This window comes from Pararhizobium sp. LjRoot255, from assembly GCF_964252905.1.
GTDB lineage: Bacteria > Pseudomonadota > Alphaproteobacteria > Rhizobiales > Rhizobiaceae > Pararhizobium.
The window spans coordinates 577186-594914 of the sequence record NZ_CAXUPQ020000002.1 but is presented as its reverse complement, the minus strand read 5'-3'; the positions used below and the strand labels follow the sequence as shown (position 1 = coordinate 594914).

Annotated in this window: 17 protein-coding genes and 5 pseudogenes; 12 read left to right on the top strand and 10 right to left on the bottom strand. The window is 59.2% G+C overall.

The window, feature by feature from the left end:
* Positions 1-8: 8 nt before the first annotated feature.
* The 6 genes from gabD to ACSQ2W_RS21890 form a co-directional block, all read right to left on the bottom strand.
* The gene (gene gabD / locus ACSQ2W_RS21915) at positions 9-1463 is read right to left on the bottom strand and encodes an NADP-dependent succinate-semialdehyde dehydrogenase (RefSeq protein WP_436088294.1); all 1455 of its coding nucleotides are present in this window, start codon (positions 1461-1463) and stop codon (positions 9-11) included.
* 69 nt (positions 1464-1532) lie between these two features.
* Positions 1533-2513: a 3,4-dihydroxyphenylacetate 2,3-dioxygenase gene (hpaD, locus tag ACSQ2W_RS21910; RefSeq protein ID WP_436088293.1), complete on the bottom strand. Its 981-nt coding sequence runs from the start codon at positions 2511-2513 to the stop codon at positions 1533-1535.
* A 65-nt stretch (positions 2514-2578) separates the two neighbouring features.
* Positions 2579-4096: a 5-carboxymethyl-2-hydroxymuconate semialdehyde dehydrogenase gene (hpaE, locus tag ACSQ2W_RS21905; RefSeq protein ID WP_436088292.1), complete on the bottom strand. Its 1518-nt coding sequence runs from the start codon at positions 4094-4096 to the stop codon at positions 2579-2581.
* Positions 4097-4143: 47 nt separating this feature from the next.
* Positions 4144-4530, bottom strand: coding sequence for a 5-carboxymethyl-2-hydroxymuconate Delta-isomerase (locus tag ACSQ2W_RS21900; RefSeq protein ID WP_436088291.1), 387 nt, complete (start codon positions 4528-4530; stop codon positions 4144-4146).
* A 104-nt stretch (positions 4531-4634) separates the two neighbouring features.
* Positions 4635-5147, bottom strand: coding sequence for a flavin reductase (locus ACSQ2W_RS21895; protein WP_436083886.1), 513 nt, complete (start codon positions 5145-5147; stop codon positions 4635-4637).
* Positions 5148-5157: 10 nt separating this feature from the next.
* The gene (locus ACSQ2W_RS21890; protein WP_436088290.1) at positions 5158-6720 is read right to left on the bottom strand and encodes a 4-hydroxyphenylacetate 3-hydroxylase N-terminal domain-containing protein; all 1563 of its coding nucleotides are present in this window, start codon (positions 6718-6720) and stop codon (positions 5158-5160) included.
* Between the two features lie 45 nt (positions 6721-6765).
* Here ACSQ2W_RS21890 and ACSQ2W_RS21885 point away from each other — a divergent pair, with 45 nt between their 5' ends.
* On the top strand, positions 6766-7692 hold the full coding sequence (locus ACSQ2W_RS21885; protein ID WP_436088289.1) for a helix-turn-helix domain-containing protein: 927 nt from the start codon (positions 6766-6768) through the stop codon (positions 7690-7692).
* Between the two features lie 241 nt (positions 7693-7933).
* A complete protein-coding gene (locus ACSQ2W_RS21880; protein WP_436088288.1) occupies positions 7934-8068 on the top strand; it encodes a hypothetical protein in 135 nt (44 codons plus the stop codon).
* Positions 8069-8684: 616 nt separating this feature from the next.
* On the opposite strand, the gene ACSQ2W_RS21875 is transcribed toward ACSQ2W_RS21880, so the two are convergent.
* The gene (locus tag ACSQ2W_RS21875; RefSeq protein ID WP_436088287.1) at positions 8685-8924 is read right to left on the bottom strand and encodes a transcriptional regulator; all 240 of its coding nucleotides are present in this window, start codon (positions 8922-8924) and stop codon (positions 8685-8687) included.
* 236 nt (positions 8925-9160) lie between these two features.
* On the opposite strand from ACSQ2W_RS21875, the gene ACSQ2W_RS21870 reads away from it, so the two are divergent.
* Together ACSQ2W_RS21870 and ACSQ2W_RS21865 are read left to right on the top strand one after the other, a co-directional pair.
* Positions 9161-10072 (top strand): LysR family transcriptional regulator, encoded by a 912-nt coding sequence (locus ACSQ2W_RS21870; RefSeq protein WP_436088286.1) that lies wholly within the window; start codon positions 9161-9163, stop codon positions 10070-10072.
* 84 nt (positions 10073-10156) lie between these two features.
* Positions 10157-10378 (top strand): hypothetical protein, encoded by a 222-nt coding sequence (locus tag ACSQ2W_RS21865; RefSeq protein ID WP_436088285.1) that lies wholly within the window; start codon positions 10157-10159, stop codon positions 10376-10378.
* A gap of 43 nt (positions 10379-10421) precedes the next feature.
* Here the strand turns inward: ACSQ2W_RS21865 and ACSQ2W_RS21860 are convergent, their stop codons facing one another.
* Complete coding sequence (locus tag ACSQ2W_RS21860; RefSeq protein ID WP_436088284.1) at positions 10422-11030, bottom strand: J domain-containing protein; 609 nt, start codon at positions 11028-11030, stop codon at positions 10422-10424.
* 418 nt (positions 11031-11448) lie between these two features.
* Positions 11449-11850, bottom strand: a pseudogene (locus ACSQ2W_RS21855) (substrate-binding domain-containing protein); the annotation flags it as partial.
* Positions 11851-12179: 329 nt separating this feature from the next.
* Here ACSQ2W_RS21855 and ACSQ2W_RS21850 point away from each other — a divergent pair.
* The 8 genes and pseudogenes from ACSQ2W_RS21850 to ACSQ2W_RS21815 form a co-directional block, all read left to right on the top strand.
* A pseudogene (locus ACSQ2W_RS21850) lies at positions 12180-12533 on the top strand (LysR family transcriptional regulator); the annotation flags it as partial.
* Between the two features lie 85 nt (positions 12534-12618).
* Positions 12619-12789: pseudogene (locus ACSQ2W_RS21845) on the top strand (IS110 family transposase); the annotation flags it as partial.
* 59 nt (positions 12790-12848) lie between these two features.
* Positions 12849-13544: pseudogene (locus ACSQ2W_RS21840) on the top strand (NYN domain-containing protein).
* Positions 13545-13708: 164 nt separating this feature from the next.
* Complete coding sequence (locus tag ACSQ2W_RS21835; RefSeq protein ID WP_183835065.1) at positions 13709-13915, top strand: cold-shock protein; 207 nt, start codon at positions 13709-13711, stop codon at positions 13913-13915.
* A gap of 251 nt (positions 13916-14166) precedes the next feature.
* Positions 14167-14598, top strand: a complete 432-nt coding sequence (locus tag ACSQ2W_RS21830) for an antitoxin Xre-like helix-turn-helix domain-containing protein (RefSeq protein WP_436088283.1) — start codon at positions 14167-14169, stop codon at positions 14596-14598.
* Positions 14595-14939 (top strand): annotated as a pseudogene (locus ACSQ2W_RS21825) (RES family NAD+ phosphorylase); the annotation flags it as partial. The gene ACSQ2W_RS21830 and the pseudogene ACSQ2W_RS21825, both read left to right, overlap by 4 nt.
* 78 nt (positions 14940-15017) lie before the next feature.
* The gene (locus ACSQ2W_RS21820; protein ID WP_436088282.1) at positions 15018-15299 is read left to right on the top strand and encodes a DUF1778 domain-containing protein; all 282 of its coding nucleotides are present in this window, start codon (positions 15018-15020) and stop codon (positions 15297-15299) included.
* Entirely contained in the window at positions 15296-15823 is a 528-nt protein-coding gene (locus ACSQ2W_RS21815; protein WP_436088281.1) for a GNAT family N-acetyltransferase, read from the top strand. Before ACSQ2W_RS21820 ends, ACSQ2W_RS21815 begins: the two co-directional genes overlap by 4 nt.
* A 427-nt stretch (positions 15824-16250) precedes the next feature.
* Here the strand turns inward: ACSQ2W_RS21815 and ACSQ2W_RS21810 are convergent, their stop codons facing one another.
* Positions 16251-17444 (bottom strand): helix-turn-helix transcriptional regulator, encoded by a 1194-nt coding sequence (locus tag ACSQ2W_RS21810; RefSeq protein WP_436088280.1) that lies wholly within the window; start codon positions 17442-17444, stop codon positions 16251-16253.
* Between the last annotated feature and the right edge of the window lie 285 nt (positions 17445-17729).

Below are 17729 nucleotides of genomic sequence, written 5' to 3'. Positions count from 1 at the left end.
TTGCCTCCTCAGGCGATGCCGCCGAGGCACACATATTTGATTTCGATGAAGTCCTCGATGCCGTATTTCGACCCTTCCCGACCGAGGCCGGAAAGCTTCACGCCACCAAATGGCGCTTCGGCGGTCGAGATCAGGCCTGTATTGACGCCGACCATGCCGTATTCGAGTGCCTCGGCAACGCGGAAGACGCGGGCGAGGTCCTTGGCATAGAAATAGGACGCCAGGCCGAATTCGGTGTCATTAGCCTGCGCGATGACATCGTTCTCGTCCTTGAACCGGAAGAGAGGGGCAAGCGGTCCAAAAGTCTCCTCGCGCGCCACTGCCATGTCCGGCGTGACATCGGCGAGCACTGTCGCCTCGAAGAAGCTGCCGCCGAGTTCGTGGCGCTTGCCCCCCTGTATCAGGCGCGCGCCCTTGGCCAGTGCGTCGGAGACGTGCTCCTCGACCTTGGACACGGCAGCCTCATCGATCAGCGGGCCGAGAACGGCGCCATCGTCGAAGCCGTTACCGGTTTTCAGCTTGCCGACGGCCGCCGCCAGCTTTTGCGCGAAAGCGTCATAAACCCCCTCCTGAATATACAGCCGGTTGGCGCAGACGCAGGTCTGGCCATTGTTGCGAAACTTGGCGATCAAGGCTCCCTCGACGGCGGCATCGAGGTCCGCATCGTTGAAGACGATGAAGGGTGCGTTGCCGCCGAGTTCCAGACCGAGTTTCTTGATGGTCGGCGCGCACTGGCGATAGAGTTCTGTCCCGATCTCGGTCGAGCCGGTGAATGTCAGCTTGCGGACGATTGGGCTTTCGGTCAGTGCTCCGCCGATCTCGCGGGCCGAGCCGGTGAGCACGCTGAAGAGACCGGGCGGCAGGCCGGCGCGTTCGGCAAGGACGGCGAGAGCAATGGCTGAAAATGGGGTCTGTGACGCCGGTTTCAGAACCATGGCGCAGCCTGCGGCCAGGGCCGGGCCAGCCTTGCGGGTGATCATTGCATTGGGGAAATTCCATGGTGTGATTGCGGCCACCACGCCGATGGGCTGCTTGAGCACCAGGATTCGCTTGTCGATCTGGTGACCGGGAATGATGTCGCCGTAGACGCGACGCGCTTCCTCCGCGAACCATTCGATGAAGCTTGCGCCATAGGCAATTTCACCCTTGGCCTCGGCAAGCGGCTTGCCCTGTTCCAGCGTCAGGATGCGACCGAGATCATCCTGGTGCGCCATCATCACCTCGAACCATTTCCGCAGGATGGTCGAGCGCTCCTTGGCGGTGCGTGCAGCCCATTCTTTTTGCGCGCGTTCGGCCGCAACGATGGCGTCACGGGTCTCCGTCGCGCCGAGCTTCGGCACGCGACCGATGATTTGGCCTGTCGCCGGATCGGTGACCTCGATGGCGTTGTCCGGATCGGCCTCGATCCATTGGGTCCCGACCAGTGCGGCCTGGCGAAAGAGCGTCGGATCCTTGAGCTGCATGTTCGCTTCTCACTTGCTGTGCAAAAATGGCGGACCCCAAGGTCCGCCAGGTGGGGAGGTCTGGGAGACTTAGGGCGCGATGATCGGTTGAGCCTTGAGGTCGGAAGCGCGTACCGGCGTATCGGCAAAGACGCTGCCATGCTCAAACCAGGACTTCGGCGCGGGCGCTCCCCAGAGCGTCTGACGTTGCGGATCCTTCAGGTCCCACTTGATCGGTTCCAGATCCGGATCGACCGTCTGGTAGTCCGAGCAATAGATCTCGATGCGGTGGCCATCCGGATCGAGGATGTAGAGGAAGAAGGCGTTCGAGATGCCGTGACGGCCGGGGCCGCGCTCGATGTTGGCCACCCAGCCGGTGGTCGCCATCAGGTCGAGCAGGTCGATGATGTTGAGGGGCGTCGGCACCCAGAAGGCTGTGTGGTGCAGGCGCGGGCCGGTGCCGTTGGTAAAGGCGATGTCGTGCACGCCACCCTTGCGGTGGGTCCAGGCCGCCCAGAGGCGCCCGGTTTCCTCGTCCGCCGTATATTCTGTCACCCGGAAGCCGATCTCGTTATAGAAGGCGACCGACTCGTCCACATTGGGCGAGAAGCAGTTGAAGTGATCGATCCGGAGCGGCTTCACGCCCCTGTAGAGTGCGTATTTCTGATGGATCGGCGGCAGGCGGTCCATCCTTGAATAGAATTCGAGCGGAATGCCGTGCGGGTCGCGGGTGCGGAAGGTGCGCGACTGGTAGGGGCGCTCGACCCAATCCACAGGCAGGCCCTTGCTCTTGAAGAAATGCGCGGCCTTGTCGAGTTCCTCTTCGTCATAGACCTTGAAGCCCAGGTCGCGCGCTTCCGCCGTGTCCGATTTCTTCAGCACGATGCAATGATGCCCGCGCTCTTCCATCGCCCGCAGATAGATCGTGTCGGCGGTCTCGTCCGTCACTTGCAGGCCGAGCGTATCGACATAAAAGGCGCGCGAATTGGCGAGATCCTTGACGCCGAATTCCACATGGCTGAGGCGCACGATGTTGAAGGGCGGGTAGAGATTGGGTTCAGGCAGTGCCATTGGGTCCTCCTCCGGCCTGTCTCGCTCCATGAAACAGGCACTCGTGTTCGTCGGGTTTTTGAAAATCAGCCGCCCAGCTTCTGGATGGCGTGGGGCTTCGTGGCGAAGGCGACGTTCTTCGTTTCCATGTAGAAATCGAAGGACCAGTCGCCGCCGTCGCGGCCGATGCCGGAATTCTTGACGCCGCCGAAGGGCGTCGGCAGATGTCGCACATTTTCCGAATTCACCCAGATCATGCCCGCCTCGAGATGGTCGGTGAAGCGGAACGCGCGGGTGAGATCCGACGTCCACAGATAGCCCGTCAGGCCGTATTGGACGTCGTTGGCAAGCGCGAGGGCCTCGGCTTCATCCTTGAACGGTATCGCTGTGAGCACTGGTCCAAAAATCTCTTCCTGCGCGATGCGCATCTGATTGTTGGCACCGGTGAAAAGCGTCGGCGAGACATAGCATCCACCGCCCGGTCCATCGAATTTTGCGCCGCCGGCGGCAATGGTTGCGCCTTCGGCCTTGCCGATGTCGATATATTCGAGAACCTTCGTCTCGTGCACCGGATGGATCAGCGGGCCGATGACCGTTTCCGGATCGAGCGGATGGCCGACCTTGATGCGCTTGGCTTTCTCGGCGACCATCGCGGTGAAAGTGTCATAGACGCTCTCTTCGACAAGCAGTCGCGAGGACGAGGTGCAGCGTTCGCCGTTCAACGAGTAGATCATAAACACGGCCGCATCGGCAGCGCGTTCCAGATCGGCGTCTGCAAAGACGATGACGGGATTCTTTCCGCCGAGTTCGAAATGGACCCGTTTCAAGGTGTCGGCGCCCTGTTTCATGATCATGGAGCCGGTGCGGCTTTCGCCCACAAAGCCGATGGCCTTGATCAGCGGATGCTCCGTCAATGCCTTGCCCGCATCCTCGCCAAAGCCATTGACGAGGTTCCACACACCCTTGGGCAGGCCGGCATCCTCGGCGATCTCGACCAGGAGGCGCGCGGTCAGCGGGGAAAATTCGGCGGGCTTGTGGACGATGGTGCAACCGCTGGCCAGCGCCGGCGCGATCTTCCACGTGGAGAGCATGAAGGGCGTGTTCCACGGCGTGATGACCCCCACCGGGCCGATCGGATTGCGCGTGGTGATGTTCACCTGGCCATCGGCGCGCAGCGACTTGCCGTCACGGGCTTCCGGGGCGCGGTCGGCGAAGAAACGGAAGTTCTCAGCGCCGCGCAGGGCAGCCTTGGCCATGAACTTCAGCGATTGCCCGGTGTCCATGCATTCGACAAAGGCGATCTCCTCGGCCCGGGCCACGATGGCGTCTGCAATCTTGTGCAACAGCTTCTTGCGCGCCGTGCCATCCATGGCGGCCCAGGCCGGAAATGCAGCCTTTGCGCCCTTTGCGGCGTGATCGATGTCTTCAGCCTTGCCGCGGGCGATGCTCGCAAGCGGCTTCAGATCGACCGGCGAAATGGTTTCGAATGTGGAACCGTCGGCCGCTGCGACGTCCTCGCCGCCAATACGGTTCAAGACGCCGTTGTCCCTGAACCGGGCGAGATAGGCTTGCGCCTTGGCGATGTTTTCCTCAAGTCTGGACATGGAATGATCCTTGGCTCAACCGCTCGCGATACCAGCGGCAGTCGGGGTTATTTGCCGCGCAGGCGCGGATGAATGGCGTTTTTCTTCCAGCTCAACTCCGCGTTGATCTCGCGGATTTCCAGTGACAGCGCGAAATGCGGAGTGTCAAAGAGCGGTGCCAGGGCGGCGCTTGCCGCGGCGAACAGAGCCTCGCCCGTGCGTTTCCTCTCGTCTGTGCTGCGTCCCTTGCCGACGCGGAAATTGAGGTCGACGAAGCTGTTTTCGGCAAGGCGGTCGGCGATGGCGTAGTGTTCCGCCTTCAGCGCCCTCACACGAACGGCTCCCACTTCAAACAGGCCCGTTTCCAGAATCGTTTCAAGCAAGGTTCCGCAAAGGGCGCCCAGATCGGCGCGACTTTCCAGGTTGGCCGAATATTCGACGGTCAGATGTGGCATGTGTCCTCCCAGACGCCGTGTATATTTAACATGTTAAATAGTTTGGCGGATGTCAAGAGAGATTTGAGCTCCCTTGACCGCTCCCGACATGAGCGGTGGAAAGATCAGCCCCCGAAGCTGCCGGTCTGTGTCGGCACATGCACATAGTTGCGGTCGAAATACAGAAGGGCGTGCCCGTCCTTGCGGGAGCGGATTTCGACGACCTCTCCGATCAGAATGTTGTGCGTCCCGACCAACCGTGCCTCGATCAGGCGGCAGTCGAAGGAGACGATCGAATCGGCGAGGGCCTGGTTGCCGGATGACAGGCTCACCCAGTCGGCTGCGGCATAGCGGGCATCCATGTCGCTTTGCTGACCGGCGAAATAGCTGGCCAAATCCTTGTGTTCCGGCGTCAGTACATTGACGCAGAACCGGCGGTTCTCAACAAAAATACCGGTCTGGGCCGATCGGCTGTTCATGCAGACAAGCAAGGTCGGTGGCTCGTCGGTGACCGAGCACATGGCTGTCGCCGTGAACCCGCCGCGGCCGGCGGATCCATTGGTGGTGATGACATTGACGGGAGCGCATACCCTCGCCATGGCATTGCGAAATTCGGTCTTCGAGACGGAAGGGTCCATCACAACACCCTCACTCGGCCGCGTCGCGCAGCGGGCGGATGTCGTTGAGCGGCGGCAGCCAGGTGTCGCCCGTCCAGCCGTTCTCATCATAATCCCCCATGCACTGATCGACGAGCGCCTCCATCTCCTTCAACCGGCCGCCACGTTCAGCGCCTTTGAGAACCTGCAAGCGAACCTCTTCCGGCGCGCCGGCATAGTTCAGCTCGTAAAGAGCGTGGCGCCCCCCGAATTCCGTTCCGGTCGCATCCCAGAGCAGCTTCATGATCTTGATGCGCTCGATATGGCTCATATCGTTGGAACCGCGAACATATTGCGCGAGATATCGATTGATCTCCGGGTTCTGGAAATCCTTCGCCGAGGATGGCAGGTAGATGAGGCCGGACGCCACAGTACGCCGGACGATGTCGATGACCTTGGGATAGGCTTCGGACATGAAGGTCCGGTAGCAGAGCGCGGCCTCCAGGTTCGGCAGCACGGCACCGTTCGCCCAAGGAATAGGGTTGTGCGCCATGGCATTGGAAAAAGCCCAGAACTGGTGGCGGATGGCGATCACTTCGCCCAGCATGGCTTGGTTGCCGCGGAAGGCATCGCCGCCCGTCGCTCGGAGCGCCTTGGCGAGAAGACCTGCGAGGAAGTCCATTTTCACGGCGAGACGCGTGCAGCCCTGGAAGCAGTAGCCATGCATGAAGCCCGAGGCCGGATGGAAGGAAAGGATCTTCGCCGCATCCCGGATCACCAGAACGTCCTCCCATGGCACGAACACGTTGTCGAGCACGAGGATGGCATCGTTTTCATCGAAGCGTGAGGAGAGCGGATAGTCGAAAGGCTGGCCTTCCGTATTGGCCGTCTGTTCATAGGAAACGCGGCAGAACATCTTGATGCCCGGCGCATTCATCGGAACGATGAACATGACAGACAGCGAAGGGTCTTCGGTTATGGTTGCCGAGCTCTGGGCGAGGAAGTTGTAGTGCGTCAGGGCCGAAGAGGTCGCGACGACCTTGGCACCCGAAACGTAGATGCCCGCATCGGTTTCCTTGGTGATGTGGACGAACACGTCCTTCACCGCGTCGGCCGGCTTGTGCCGGTCGATCGGCGGATTGACGATCGCGTGGTTCATGAACAGCGCGGCGTCCTGGGCGCGCTTGTGCCAGGCAAGGGCATTGTCCTTGAACGGACCATACCAGTCGGCATTGGCGCCGAGCGTATTCATCAAGGCGGCCTTGTAGTCGGCCGTGCGGCCCATCCAGCCATAGGACATGCGCGCCCAGTCGGCGATCGCACCCTGCTGTCCGACAAGGTCTTCGGACGATTTGGCGACGCGAAAAAACTTGTGGGTGTATCCGCCAGAGCCGGTATCGGTCGGCGAGGTCAGGCGCGCTTTGGTCTTTTCGTCGTGAAGCGCATCATACATGCGTGCGATCGACCGCGCCGAGTTGCGCATTGACGGATGCGTGGTGACGTCGGCGATGCGTTCGCCGTTGATATAGACTTCCCGGCCGTCGCGCAGGCTCGCCAGGTATTCGGCGCCGGTAAACGGACGGGTCTTGTCTGCGCGGTGGTCTTCAGGTCGCATCTCGTGTTCCTCCCGTGAGATTGTGACAGGAAGGTAAGACCGCAGATGATATTCAGCCATGGACAAAGCAGGCAATTCGCTGGTACTTTTTCCGGTACAATGGAAAAAAACGATATTCCCTCTTTCTTTGTATATGGCGAGCCGAGCCGTTCACTCGATGTGGGTTTCCTTCATGTCGAGACGGTCATGGAGCGCAGAAGTGTGCATTTCGGCCATGTTGCGCCGCATAAACATTCATCCATGGGGCAGATCACCTATTGGCTTCGAGGCGGCGGCATCTACCGCATCGACGACCAGACTTGGAATTTTTCGGCCCCAACCATCAGCTTCGTGCCGAGCAACGTCGTTCATGGTTTCGATGTTGGGGAGCAATCCGATGCGATCGTCGTGTCCGTATCCGACGATTTGCTGGGTGCGATAGATCCGCAGGTCGCCCTCGATCTTGACGCACCAATGTTGCTCAGTGGCGAGGTACACGATCCCGGCTGGTCTAGGCTCGGCACGACGCTTGAAATGATAGCTGACGAATATCGGGTTAGCGGCGGTAAGGACGACAAGGTTGTAGTCGGTCTCGTCTCGGTTGCCTTGTCAATGTTGGCCCGCCTCGCCGGGGCGAGAGATGTCCAGATGATATCACCAGCGGGCGCTCTGGCCATTGCGCTTCGGCGGGCCGTTGACAATCACTACAAGGAAGAGTGGCCCGTCAGCCGCTATGTCGATTTTCTGGCGACTACACCCCATCTGCTTGACAAGGCCGCGCGCGAGGTGTTCGGCCAATCGGTCAAGGATCTGCTGCTCGATCGTCGCCTACTGGAGGCCAAGCGATTGCTTAAGTTTACAATCCGCTCGGTCGAGGATATCGGCCGGGAAATTGGGTTCGAGGATCCGGCTTATTTTTCCCGGTTTTTCCGCAACCGTGCAGGAGAGGCGCCTGCGGCTTGGCGACGGCGGCAGATCGGCCGGGAGCCATAACGCCGCAGCGGTGGCGCTGCATTTCCTTTGTCATCCAGCACATAAACTGAACTGAGATCCCGACCCACGTCTAGAGGCGTCAATATCGCCACTTCAAGGTCTTTCCTTGCAAACAATAACCGTCCGCGCACAAGCGCCGTCGTCCCATGTGAGAAATTTCTTAACCAAGTTAAATTAACTGTTAATAACATAGGCACTCCTAGCTACTTCCGACTTCATTGGCAGCGCTTAACACGAGGACGTGGGGACATTCTTCATAATCACCGAGCTCTTCCGCGACTGGGCGGCGCCGGTGGCGGAGAAGGCCCGCGCGTTGGTGTACTGGTATTTCGAGGAGCTTGCGCAGCTGCCGGATACGGCCGCAAAGGCGGCCTGAAGCGCAGGCCGAGCATAGTTGGAGCGGCGGGAAGCCTCCGACAGAGCCGACTTTCCCGCCTGCTCCACCGGCAGCACCGACGAGCGCCGCATAGCCAGCCGGCCGCAGTAGATCAAAAATGACAACTCAAGCAAGCGCGCGCGGTCCCATCAATCGCTGGAGCTTGGCGCTGTGGATCGCACAGTCGCTGCTGGCTCTCCTCTATCTGGTCGGAATCTTTTCGGTCAGTGGGCTCATGTTCGATTTCACGTCGGCTCAGCTTCGAAGGCCGAGCGGCGACAGCACGTGTGTCGCGAAAGTCCTTCGCAAAATGTCGACTTCCTGCGAGGTTACTTTCGCGATGGAGATTGGGGGGAAAATGCAGCAAAGCGGAAGCGAACGATGTTCGTTCCCGATCTGTGCTCGCAGGATCGCATAATATCTCCTGCGGAACTTGCGCAATTCCGCCGATGTCCCTTGGATCGTTTTCCACGAGGTTGCGCGTCCAGGATAGGAAGCGAGTTCAAGAAGATCTGTAACCTGTCGAGCTTCTTCCTATCGCCAAAGAGGAACTGACCGCCCTCATTGCGCGGCGAACACTCAATATTGGGAGCAAAGGTTGGGGTCGCCAGGAGTCTTAATTCTCAGAACGGCGCAAAAGCAGGCGCGCGCCGGTGTAATCACCATTTGTGATTTCGACTCCATGAGCAGCATACGCGGCTTTGATTTTCTCCTTGGTCGCTTCCGTTGCGGTTCCCGTGGACTCAAATCGATGCACAGTCGAAAATGCGATTCCGGCATTTTGAGCCAGGTCTCTGACGGACCATTTCAACATGGCGCGAGCGGCCCTGTTCGCTTCGGGTGTAAGTGCAGCCATAAAAACTCACAAAATGAATACGGACGTAGCGAAAAACGCTTGACGCCATCGATTCGAGCAACTATGACTACAGTTGTAGGCGTAGTGCGGCGATTCTTCCAGCCGCACTCCTGCGCGTATGCATATGTGCGCCCTTCTGTCAGCTTTTGGTCTGGCCACGCGAGCGAAACTGACCGCACCGCGTCGTCATCTGCTGCGTCACGGTAAGAGAGCCTTCCAGTACGATCGGTCACACCATGGAACTGCGCCAACTCACGTACTTTGTCGCCGTCGCCGAGGAGCTGCATTTCGGTCGGGCAGCGCGGGTGCATATCGCCCAGCCGGCGTTGTCGACCCAGATCCAGGCGCTTGAGCGCGAGCTCGGCGTCCAGCTGTTTGTCCGGACGACACGGCGCGTCGAACTGACGGTAGCCGGCGAGACCTTCTATGACCGATGTGTGCGGATCTTGAGCGACATCGATCTGAGTGCGGAGGTAACCCGCTCGGTGGCCGGCAAGACGGCACGGAAGATCCGGATCGGCACCATCTATCCAGCCACCATCGGTGTGCTTCCGGCGCTCCTGGCGAAGATCGCAAGGAAGTATCCCGATATCCAGCTGCAGATCCAGAGCGGCTCGACCGGCGACATCTTTCGCAATCTCGAATCCGGCCAGATCAACCTCGGCTTCATCCGGCCGGTGGAGAACATCGGCTCCCTGCGCTTCTTCTCGATGACGAGTGACGAGTATCTGCTGGCGATCGCCAAGGACAGCCGGCTTGCCGGTCTCGACGAGATCGGCATCGAGGACCTGCGTGATCAGAAGATCATCTCGTTCTCGCGCCAGAACCTCTCGTACACCGAACGCTATTTTGCCGAGATGTTCGCCGAATATGATCTGGCGCGCAACATCGCCTATACCTGCGATGACACGTTTGCGCTGATCTCGCTGGTGTCGGCCGGCCTTGGCATCGGCTTTGCGCCGCAATGGACGCGGGATTTCCCCAACCGCAATTTCGAGCTTCGCAAGGTGAGGGGCGTCGACTTCCGGATCGGCATGGGGGTTGCCTGGAACACGGAAGATCCGACCGCCGCTCGCGAGGACATCATCGATATTGCCCGCTCGCTGGTCAGGCCGCCAAGACAGCCTGCAACAGCGCTGCCGCGGTGACCGTTTCGCGCCAGCGCAGCGGCGACAGCGTCCAGGAACGCTGGCGATCATTGAAAAAATCTCATCAGACACAGGGAGACGATGATGTCGCGCAATCCAGTCCGGTGCAAGAGACCGCAGGCCACAAGCCCGCAACCCGCCGTCGAAGGCAATCCGAGCGATGACGCCATCATCGACCAGGCACACGCGCTTTATGGCAGCGATGCAGCGACCGCGGTGGCCTACTGTGGGCTGGAGGCCTGGTTCGAGGGTGAGGAGGTCGAGTTTCGCCGGTTTGCGCGACTGTTTCGGAGGCTCCGGAACTAAGGCGGATTGGATGAGCCCTACACGGCAATCCCACGAGTGAGCCTTAGCAATGTCCGTTCAGTTTGAGGATCTTATGCGCCTCGATCGATGCCCGAAGCTCGTCTTCGGAGGTACGGCTCCCTTGGTTGGCGTCGGGATGGTGCATTTTGAGCCGTTCCTTGTAGCGGCGCCTGATTTCCTCCGGTGTCGCCTCCAGCGAAAGACCGAGTGTCTCGAAAGCCTTGGCTTCGAGCACTTTGAGTTTTCGTCTTTGGGGGCTGCTCTTTTGTGCCGGGTGCTGTGTGGCGGCTCTGCGGGCTTTTAATGTCTTCGCAGAACCGGACCGGACAGTGGACGGGATGGGGATTTCGGTCGCTTGGTTGACACGGGTTCCAAAGGTTGCACGACTGCCGGTCGCCGCTTCCTTTTGGTAGCGGGCGATGTCCGCGTTCGAGGGAGCCGTCGTGAAGCTGTATCCCTTGTTGTATTCTTTCACGTGCTCAAGACAGAACAACAGATACAGGCCTTCCGCACCTGGGCCAACAGGAGCGCGATGCTCGCCAATCTTTTCGCAACCGTCCCATTGGCATTTCGGACCTGCAGGTTCGCTGGCGGAAGCGGACTTTTTGCGGGCCGATTTAAGCCCAACAAATATCTTCGAATCAAACGTCATGGCGCCCTATATGGACGCAGCTGGCCATCACGGCAAGAATTTGCGGATGAGGCCATAAGAGCTTCCACGAGCTGGCGTCGGGCGCCGAGGCTCAATATTAATAACCAAGCACCCCTTCCAAGACCGAGCCAGCTCTGTAACTGACCGGAATTGGCGGCGCTAAGCGGAAGCGAACGATTTGGTGTCCCCGATCTGGCTCTGCATAATCCTCGCGAACCGGCGCAATGCCGCCGCGATCCGCTGACGGAAAGCGGAAGGACTGACCGTCCGCTCTGGCGCAAACTTACGGATGAACTTCAAATCGAGGTGTCCACAGTTTTAATCCGTTCAAGGCGGCCAATGCTATGTCTAGAATTTTGGACGTGCTGAAACATTGGTTCCTATATCCGCATGCTGCGACTGTACGTAGACGTCGTGATCACGCCGATTTTCGCAACATTATTTCCGCGCTGAGCAAAGTGCGATCCGCAACGATGCTACCAGATGGTGGAATTTCATCCATCTTCTGTAGAAGGAGTTCGATCGCAAGCCGCCCGATCTCGTTGTAGTTCTGGGCTACCGTTGTGATCGGCGGGCAAGCATAACGTGAAAGAGGATGGTCGTCGTGACCCGCAACGCGGATGTCGCAGTCGCTTCCGTGACCGACGTTCACTCCGGCTTGATAAGCGGCCGAGATAACGCCGAATGCCAGTCGGTCTTTCGCACATGGGATCGTTTTCGTTGGAAGGGAAGCGATGTCGCGAAATAGGCGACTCGCTTCGTCGAAAGCAAAACGCTCAAAGTCCCAGGTCGCCGCGTCCGCCAGATCAATGCCTCGCGGGCAAGGTCCATCGACTGAGCGCCCTTGCGTGCGGCCTTTTTTGTCGCTTCGATAATTTCTTTGCGCTCACCGACAAGAACGGATGCGGCTGCTCCCGCGGCCCCTGTCAGAGCAGCAGGTCGAGGCTGCCGATTCGGTACTTGCCTTCTTCGGGGCTCAGCTCGCTCGCGATCTTGGTATCAGTAAGAATAAGGTCGCTGATATCGCAAGACGCGCGCGCGGAGGATGATTTGGCCGCGCCAATAGATTCGACCTCGTCCAGGGGGAACGTCCTAGCCGAGGAGCCGATAGTTCACTATAAAGAATAATGGGTATGATTCTGCCGGAAAATGGATAGAGAAGGCCTCTCTCTTGACAGAATGCGGACCTTTGTCCGCGTTGCGGAACGCGGCAATCTGTCGAAGGTCGCACGGGAACTTGGCGTCGGCCAATCGACGGTGACACGGCATCTCAATGAGCTTGAGGACGCTCTTGGCGTGCCTCTTCTCAGTCGCACCACGCGCCGCGTCACGCTCACCGACGAAGGCAGTCGCTACTATACAAATTGCCTTCAAATTCTACGCCTGGTCGAACAGGCCGCCGAAGAAGCCCGGGATGCGCGACAGGCTCCCGCAGGGGCCATTCGGCTTTCCTGCTCGGCAGCGCTCGGCGTTATGCATGTTACGCGCCTTATTTTCAAATTCCATGGGGTGGATGCCCCCTCCACGAACGGCATCGCAATGTGCCAAGCTGGTGCTGTGAAAGTCACACAGAACGGAGAGAGCATCCATGAGCGAAATTACCATAATCGGGGTCGATCTGGCAAAGCACGTATTCCAGGTTCACGGGGCTGCAGCTGACGGGACGGTGGTATTCCGAAAGAAGCTGTCGCGACCGCAGTTTTACCATTTTATGTCAGAACAGCCGCGTTGCGTCGTAGCGATGGAAGCCTGTACAACGTAGTCTGACGATTAACTGCAAAACGACAGTCTGACAACCGATCGCCACGCCTTGCCGTCCTGATCGACGCCGACAATACAGGGCCAAGATTGTTGACGGCCTGTTTGAGGAAGTCGCCAAGATCGGCGAGGCGAGCGTCCGTCGCATCTATGGCGATTTCTCCAGTACGCGCTTGAAGGGATGGGCGGATGTGCTCGCCAGACACGCCATCATCCCGCAGCAGCAGCACGCTTATACGGCGGGAAAGAACGCCTCGGATATCACCCTGGTGATCGATGCGATGGACTTGCTGCACAGTGGCCGCTTCGACGGCTTCTGCCTGGTGTCGTCGGACAGCGATTTCACCCGGCTTGCTGCCCGGATCCGCGAGCAGGGCGTCGATGTGTTCGGGTTCGGCGAGCAAAAGACGCCGGAGAGTTTTCGCCAGGCGTGCCGGCGGTTCGTCTACACCGAAAATCTGCTTCCCGGGACGGTCAAGGACGAGCAGGGCACCGCGTCGACGGACAAGCCTTTGCAGCCGGTGAGCGCCGCCGTGCCGCTGATCAAGAAGGTACTGGCGCGGGAGGACACCGAGGATGGCTGGGTCAATCTTGGCACCGTCGGCAAACAGTTGCTGAACCTGGCGCCAGACTTTGACCCGCGCACCTTCGGGTTCCGAAAGCTCAGCGATCTTATCCGCAAAAAACCAGTTCGACGTTCAGCAGGCCGAGGGCGGTCCCGTCAGCATCCGGGTGAAACAGAGAGGCAAAAAGTAGCGCCAGTCGCAACCAGGATCACTCGCTTGGGAGCTGTGGAGGACTTGCCTCAAGGCTTGGATAGAATTTTCAGCTTTGTGCGGAGCGCGGAAGCATCTATCTGTGCTCCGCACGAGGCCAATCCGCCGATGGGGCGGTAAGGCAAATGATCGAAGGAAGGCGCTATGGCGACCGGGACGGTAAAGTGGTTCAACGCAACGAAGGGCTTTGGCTTCATCCAGCCCGACGATGGTAGCACGGACGTTTTCGTCCATATTTCCGCGGTGGAGCGGGCCGGCATGCGCGGCCTCAACGATGGCCAGAAGATCACCTATGAGCTGGTGAAGGATCGCAAGTCCGGCAAGATGTCCGCGGACAACCTGCAAGCATAATTGCCGAGGATTTCCTCTTGAAGAGAGGTCGGCGCGATCGCCGGCCTCTCTCGGTCCTGTCGACAAAAATGAGGAGAGGAGGGGACTATCCCGCCAACGAGCGCGTCAGTCTCCCACAACGCGGCGTCAGCGAAGAAAAGTTCAGTCGGAGTCTTGGCGACCGAGACGCTCCCGTAGGATGGCTTATCCATTTTAACTTGCGATCGCCTCATATGAGGCTATGTATCGTCTCAACTGAAAAGGACGAGACGATGCTTGCATTCTCAGGTGTAGCGGACGTGCTGGGCCTTCCGGCAAAGGAGATCGCCGCGCGTTCCCCGTTTGGATTGATGTCCCGCATCGAGGAGGGGTTGCCAATCGGCGCCCTTGAGCGAGTTGCTCATCTTCTCGCACCGAGCGATGCGCAGTTCAAATATCGACTGATTGCGAAAGCTACCTATGAGAGGCGCAAGACCGCGCTCCGTCTGTCCTCGGACGAGGGCACGCGTCTTGCGCGGGTAGCCCGTGTCTGGAGCCTGGCGTTGGATGTCTGGCAAACAGAAGAGGAGGCTCGCGATTTCCTGTTTCGGTCCCACCCTATGCTGGAGGACAGACGCCCCATCGACGTCGTCATCCAGAGTGAGATCGGTGCGGAGCTTGTTCGCGACGTTCTGGGAAGTCTGAAATATGGCAGTGCTGCGTGACAGCGCAGGTTCTCGACCGAACATTGACCAGTTTCAGGATTGGCGATCCAAATGGCGCCCATCCTATTTTTGACGCGACCGGCTCTACGATTGCGCCGGGCCGGTGGAACACGCCCGGCAGTCCTTTGATCTATACCAGCGACCACTGTTCGACGGCATTGCTCGAGAAGCTGGTACATGGTAGCGGCCGGCTGCCACCGAACCGGCACTTCGTCGAGATAACGCTTCCCGTCGGTTTGTCCTATGAGGTCTTTTCTGCGCCGGCGCTACCGGGATGGGACAGCATGCCGGCGACGGTCAGCAAAGACTTTGGTGAACGATGGTGTTCGGAACGGCGCAGCGTGCGTATTAAACGCGAAGCTTGACTGGAAACGCGATTTGTCGTACGTATTCTGTGAGTACAGAATCGGGATTGAGCCATGCCACGCGTTGCTGTTGACGACAATGAACGAATGAATCTGCGGGTCAAGCCCGAGGTAAAAGCGCGCCTTGTACGGGCGGCGGCGCTGCGCCACACCGACCTCACCGATTTCGTTACCCGTACGGCGCTGCGCGAGGCGGAGGCGATCATCGCCGAGGCGGAACAGGTGAGGCTGTCGGAGCGTGACAGCCTGCTTGTGCTGGATCTTCTCGAAAACCCGCCGGCGCCCAACGCCAGGCTCCGTGCCGCCATTGAAGCTTTACCGTCGGGCAAAGCGTGACGGTTCCTGTCTGGCATGAAGAAGCAATCACGAAGAGGCACGACCGTAAGGCGTTCGACTGCGGTGATCCGGACCTGAACCTGTTTCTTCAGCGCTATGCGCGTCAGAGCCACGAGCAGGGTGGCGCCAAGACCTTTCTTGCGATTGACGACGGCGACGGTCAAACGATTCACGGCTTCCACAGTCTGGCGCCAGCAACTCTCACCTACCAGAAGACTCCCGAGAGTGTTCGCCGCGGCTTGGCACAGCATGATGTTCCCGGTTTTCGTCTTGCACGCCTCGCGACAGATTTGCGCCAGCAGGGCAGGGGGCTTGGCGGCCAGCTTTTGGCTGCGGCCGCGTTACGCTGCATTCGGGCGGCGCGCGAGGTCGGCGGCGTGATCCTGATCATCGACGCCAAAAGCGACCGGGCTGCCGCGTGGTACGCGTCCTACGGGGCTCTGCCATTGACGGATGCACCGCGCACCCTGGTGATGTCGCTCGCGACCTTCGAAGGCGAACTCAAGGCCCGCGGGCATCTATAGCAGCGCCGCCGCTCTCGATCTTCACGGTGGCAGTTGATCGCAGCAGCCGGCGCCGCATTATTCATCCGCTCCTGCGCCCGCCGTGGCCGCAGCGTTTACGATATCGGAACCACTGCTGTGTGATCGTGCAGCGCCCCCGGACCGGCGTTTTCCGGGTTCAGCGCGACGATAACAGCGAATCCCGCGGTCCTGTTCACAACGATCGATAAGCCGGCATTATCGGTCGTTGTCGGGTGGCGACGGGCGGTGCGGTTTATCTGGATCACTATGACCCAGCCGCTCACCCGTTATCTATGCGATATTTAGAAACGAGTATCGAAGACGATGAGTGCGCGACATCTCGATTAAGAGTGGCGGTGCGGACAAGCCTGCTTAAAACGCTCTAACTTCGCCCTCGGTCCGAGGCAGCAATCGTTCAGCGGCTACGCTAGTAATTTGCGGCGCGGGGTGTTTGTGCGCTTTGGAGCAACGCCACGAGCTGGCTCTGCTGTGTGATGCCCGTTTTCCGGAATATCCGTTCGAGATAAGTGCGGGCACTTTTGATCGTGATGCGGCACTCAGTAGCCGCATCCTTTAGAGAGCGCCCTGCTGTCAACAGCCCCGCAAGTTTCGCTTCGGCCGGTGTCAAGTCGAATAGGCTCGTGAGAATGGCCGGCGACGGGACCAGTCTGCTGGCGCTCACCGAGGTTGTAACAACAAGGATATCTGCCCCCGAGAAGATATCTTGTGCAGCACGATACAGCGGCAAAAGATGAACGACCAAGGCCGGCTGGCCGTCCTTTGCCGGAACCGGAATGGAACGGATGGTGGACCCATACGGGTATTCAACAAGCGCTTGCTGGAAGAGCTTATTGGACGGAGTGCTGCTTATCTCCATACCGCCATGTGCAAGCGGACGGAAAACACCAGACTTATGGTCGAAAAGATCGTTGGTGGCTAAGACACGCCCCGATGCGGTCATTACAGCCGCCGGTAAGTTCATTGATTTCAGCGCCGAGACCGTGGTCTCCGCGCGTTCCAATCGCAGGCGAGCTGCTACCAGACTTGCGCGTGCCAAATGGGGGCGAAGTTCATTGAGCCGATCGACCGCGCCTTGCTTAAAGGCACCGTCGTTCAGGCGCCGTTGAAAGACAAATGTTATGACTTCTCCACTCGGTATAGGGATTGCCGTGCAAAGATGCGCACCGATCCCGGCTGCTCTCAGACGTATTCGCGCAGGATCACGTTCGATCTGTTCAGCCGTCATGAAGTCGTCCACATGAACGAAGCTTGCCGGCTGCAGACTGCACATCTGCTGGGCGCTGTCACAGAACTTCCAGTAGTCGCCGGAAATGAAATCGTCAAACAGCGGCCGGACATTTTCGAGGCATTCTCCACGCGGTGAAAAATTGTCGCCAAACAGAAAGATCTGGCCGCTGAAGCCATCTGAAAGTTCCACAGCCTGCTCCAGCACGTGGGGCCATTTTTCGGGGATAAAGGCTGCTTCATAGATTTCGCCGATCACAGAGGTGAATGTCTCAACGTCGCTGCACCACATCGCCAATTTCTCACTTCCGTAACTGTTAACCAAATGGACTTGGCGCAATGGCGCAGCAGCGTGATCCTCCTGAACAGTCGGCATATGCCGACTGTTCAGGAACCTTATTCTCGCACAAGATCTGCTTCCACATCGTTTTCAAGGGGGGGGACAGCGATTGTTGGCTCATCCAGGAATGGCACCGGACACGTCGACCTATGAAGCCTCGTTCTGCCGGCTGACATCAAAGCGGTGGCAGGCGGTCCGAATGACGTGAAACGAGCGCTGAAACGCTCGACAAGGACATCACTACCGGGGCGCTCGAAAAACGGCTCATGGTCGACAAATGCGTGCGCGATACCTGGCCCTGAGGTTCCATTAAGGAGTTTC

What these genes read in the sequence shown, in the direction of transcription:
- ACSQ2W_RS21890 (WP_436088290.1), bottom strand. Translation starts at nt 6,720, where the DNA reads ATGCGACCTGAAGACCACCGCGCAGACAAGACCCGTCCGTTTACCGGC.
- ACSQ2W_RS21860 (WP_436088284.1), bottom strand. Translation starts at nt 11,030, where the DNA reads ATGACGTTTGATTCGAAGATATTTGTTGGGCTTAAATCGGCCCGCAAA.
- ACSQ2W_RS21875 (WP_436088287.1), bottom strand. Translation starts at nt 8,924, where the DNA reads ATGGCTGCACTTACACCCGAAGCGAACAGGGCCGCTCGCGCCATGTTG.
- ACSQ2W_RS21900 (WP_436088291.1), bottom strand. Translation starts at nt 4,530, where the DNA reads ATGCCACATCTGACCGTCGAATATTCGGCCAACCTGGAAAGTCGCGCC.
- gabD (WP_436088294.1), bottom strand. Translation starts at nt 1,463, where the DNA reads ATGCAGCTCAAGGATCCGACGCTCTTTCGCCAGGCCGCACTGGTCGGG.
- ACSQ2W_RS21870 (WP_436088286.1), top strand. Translation starts at nt 9,161, where the DNA reads ATGGAACTGCGCCAACTCACGTACTTTGTCGCCGTCGCCGAGGAGCTG.
- ACSQ2W_RS21810 (WP_436088280.1), bottom strand. Translation starts at nt 17,444, where the DNA reads ATGCCGACTGTTCAGGAGGATCACGCTGCTGCGCCATTGCGCCAAGTC.
- ACSQ2W_RS21895 (WP_436083886.1), bottom strand. Translation starts at nt 5,147, where the DNA reads ATGGACCCTTCCGTCTCGAAGACCGAATTTCGCAATGCCATGGCGAGG.
- hpaE (WP_436088292.1), bottom strand. Translation starts at nt 4,096, where the DNA reads ATGTCCAGACTTGAGGAAAACATCGCCAAGGCGCAAGCCTATCTCGCC.
- ACSQ2W_RS21885 (WP_436088289.1), top strand. Translation starts at nt 6,766, where the DNA reads ATGATATTCAGCCATGGACAAAGCAGGCAATTCGCTGGTACTTTTTCC.
- ACSQ2W_RS21865 (WP_436088285.1), top strand. Translation starts at nt 10,157, where the DNA reads ATGTCGCGCAATCCAGTCCGGTGCAAGAGACCGCAGGCCACAAGCCCG.
- ACSQ2W_RS21835 (WP_183835065.1), top strand. Translation starts at nt 13,709, where the DNA reads ATGGCGACCGGGACGGTAAAGTGGTTCAACGCAACGAAGGGCTTTGGC.
- hpaD (WP_436088293.1), bottom strand. Translation starts at nt 2,513, where the DNA reads ATGGCACTGCCTGAACCCAATCTCTACCCGCCCTTCAACATCGTGCGC.
- ACSQ2W_RS21830 (WP_436088283.1), top strand. Translation starts at nt 14,167, where the DNA reads ATGCTTGCATTCTCAGGTGTAGCGGACGTGCTGGGCCTTCCGGCAAAG.
- ACSQ2W_RS21820 (WP_436088282.1), top strand. Translation starts at nt 15,018, where the DNA reads ATGCCACGCGTTGCTGTTGACGACAATGAACGAATGAATCTGCGGGTC.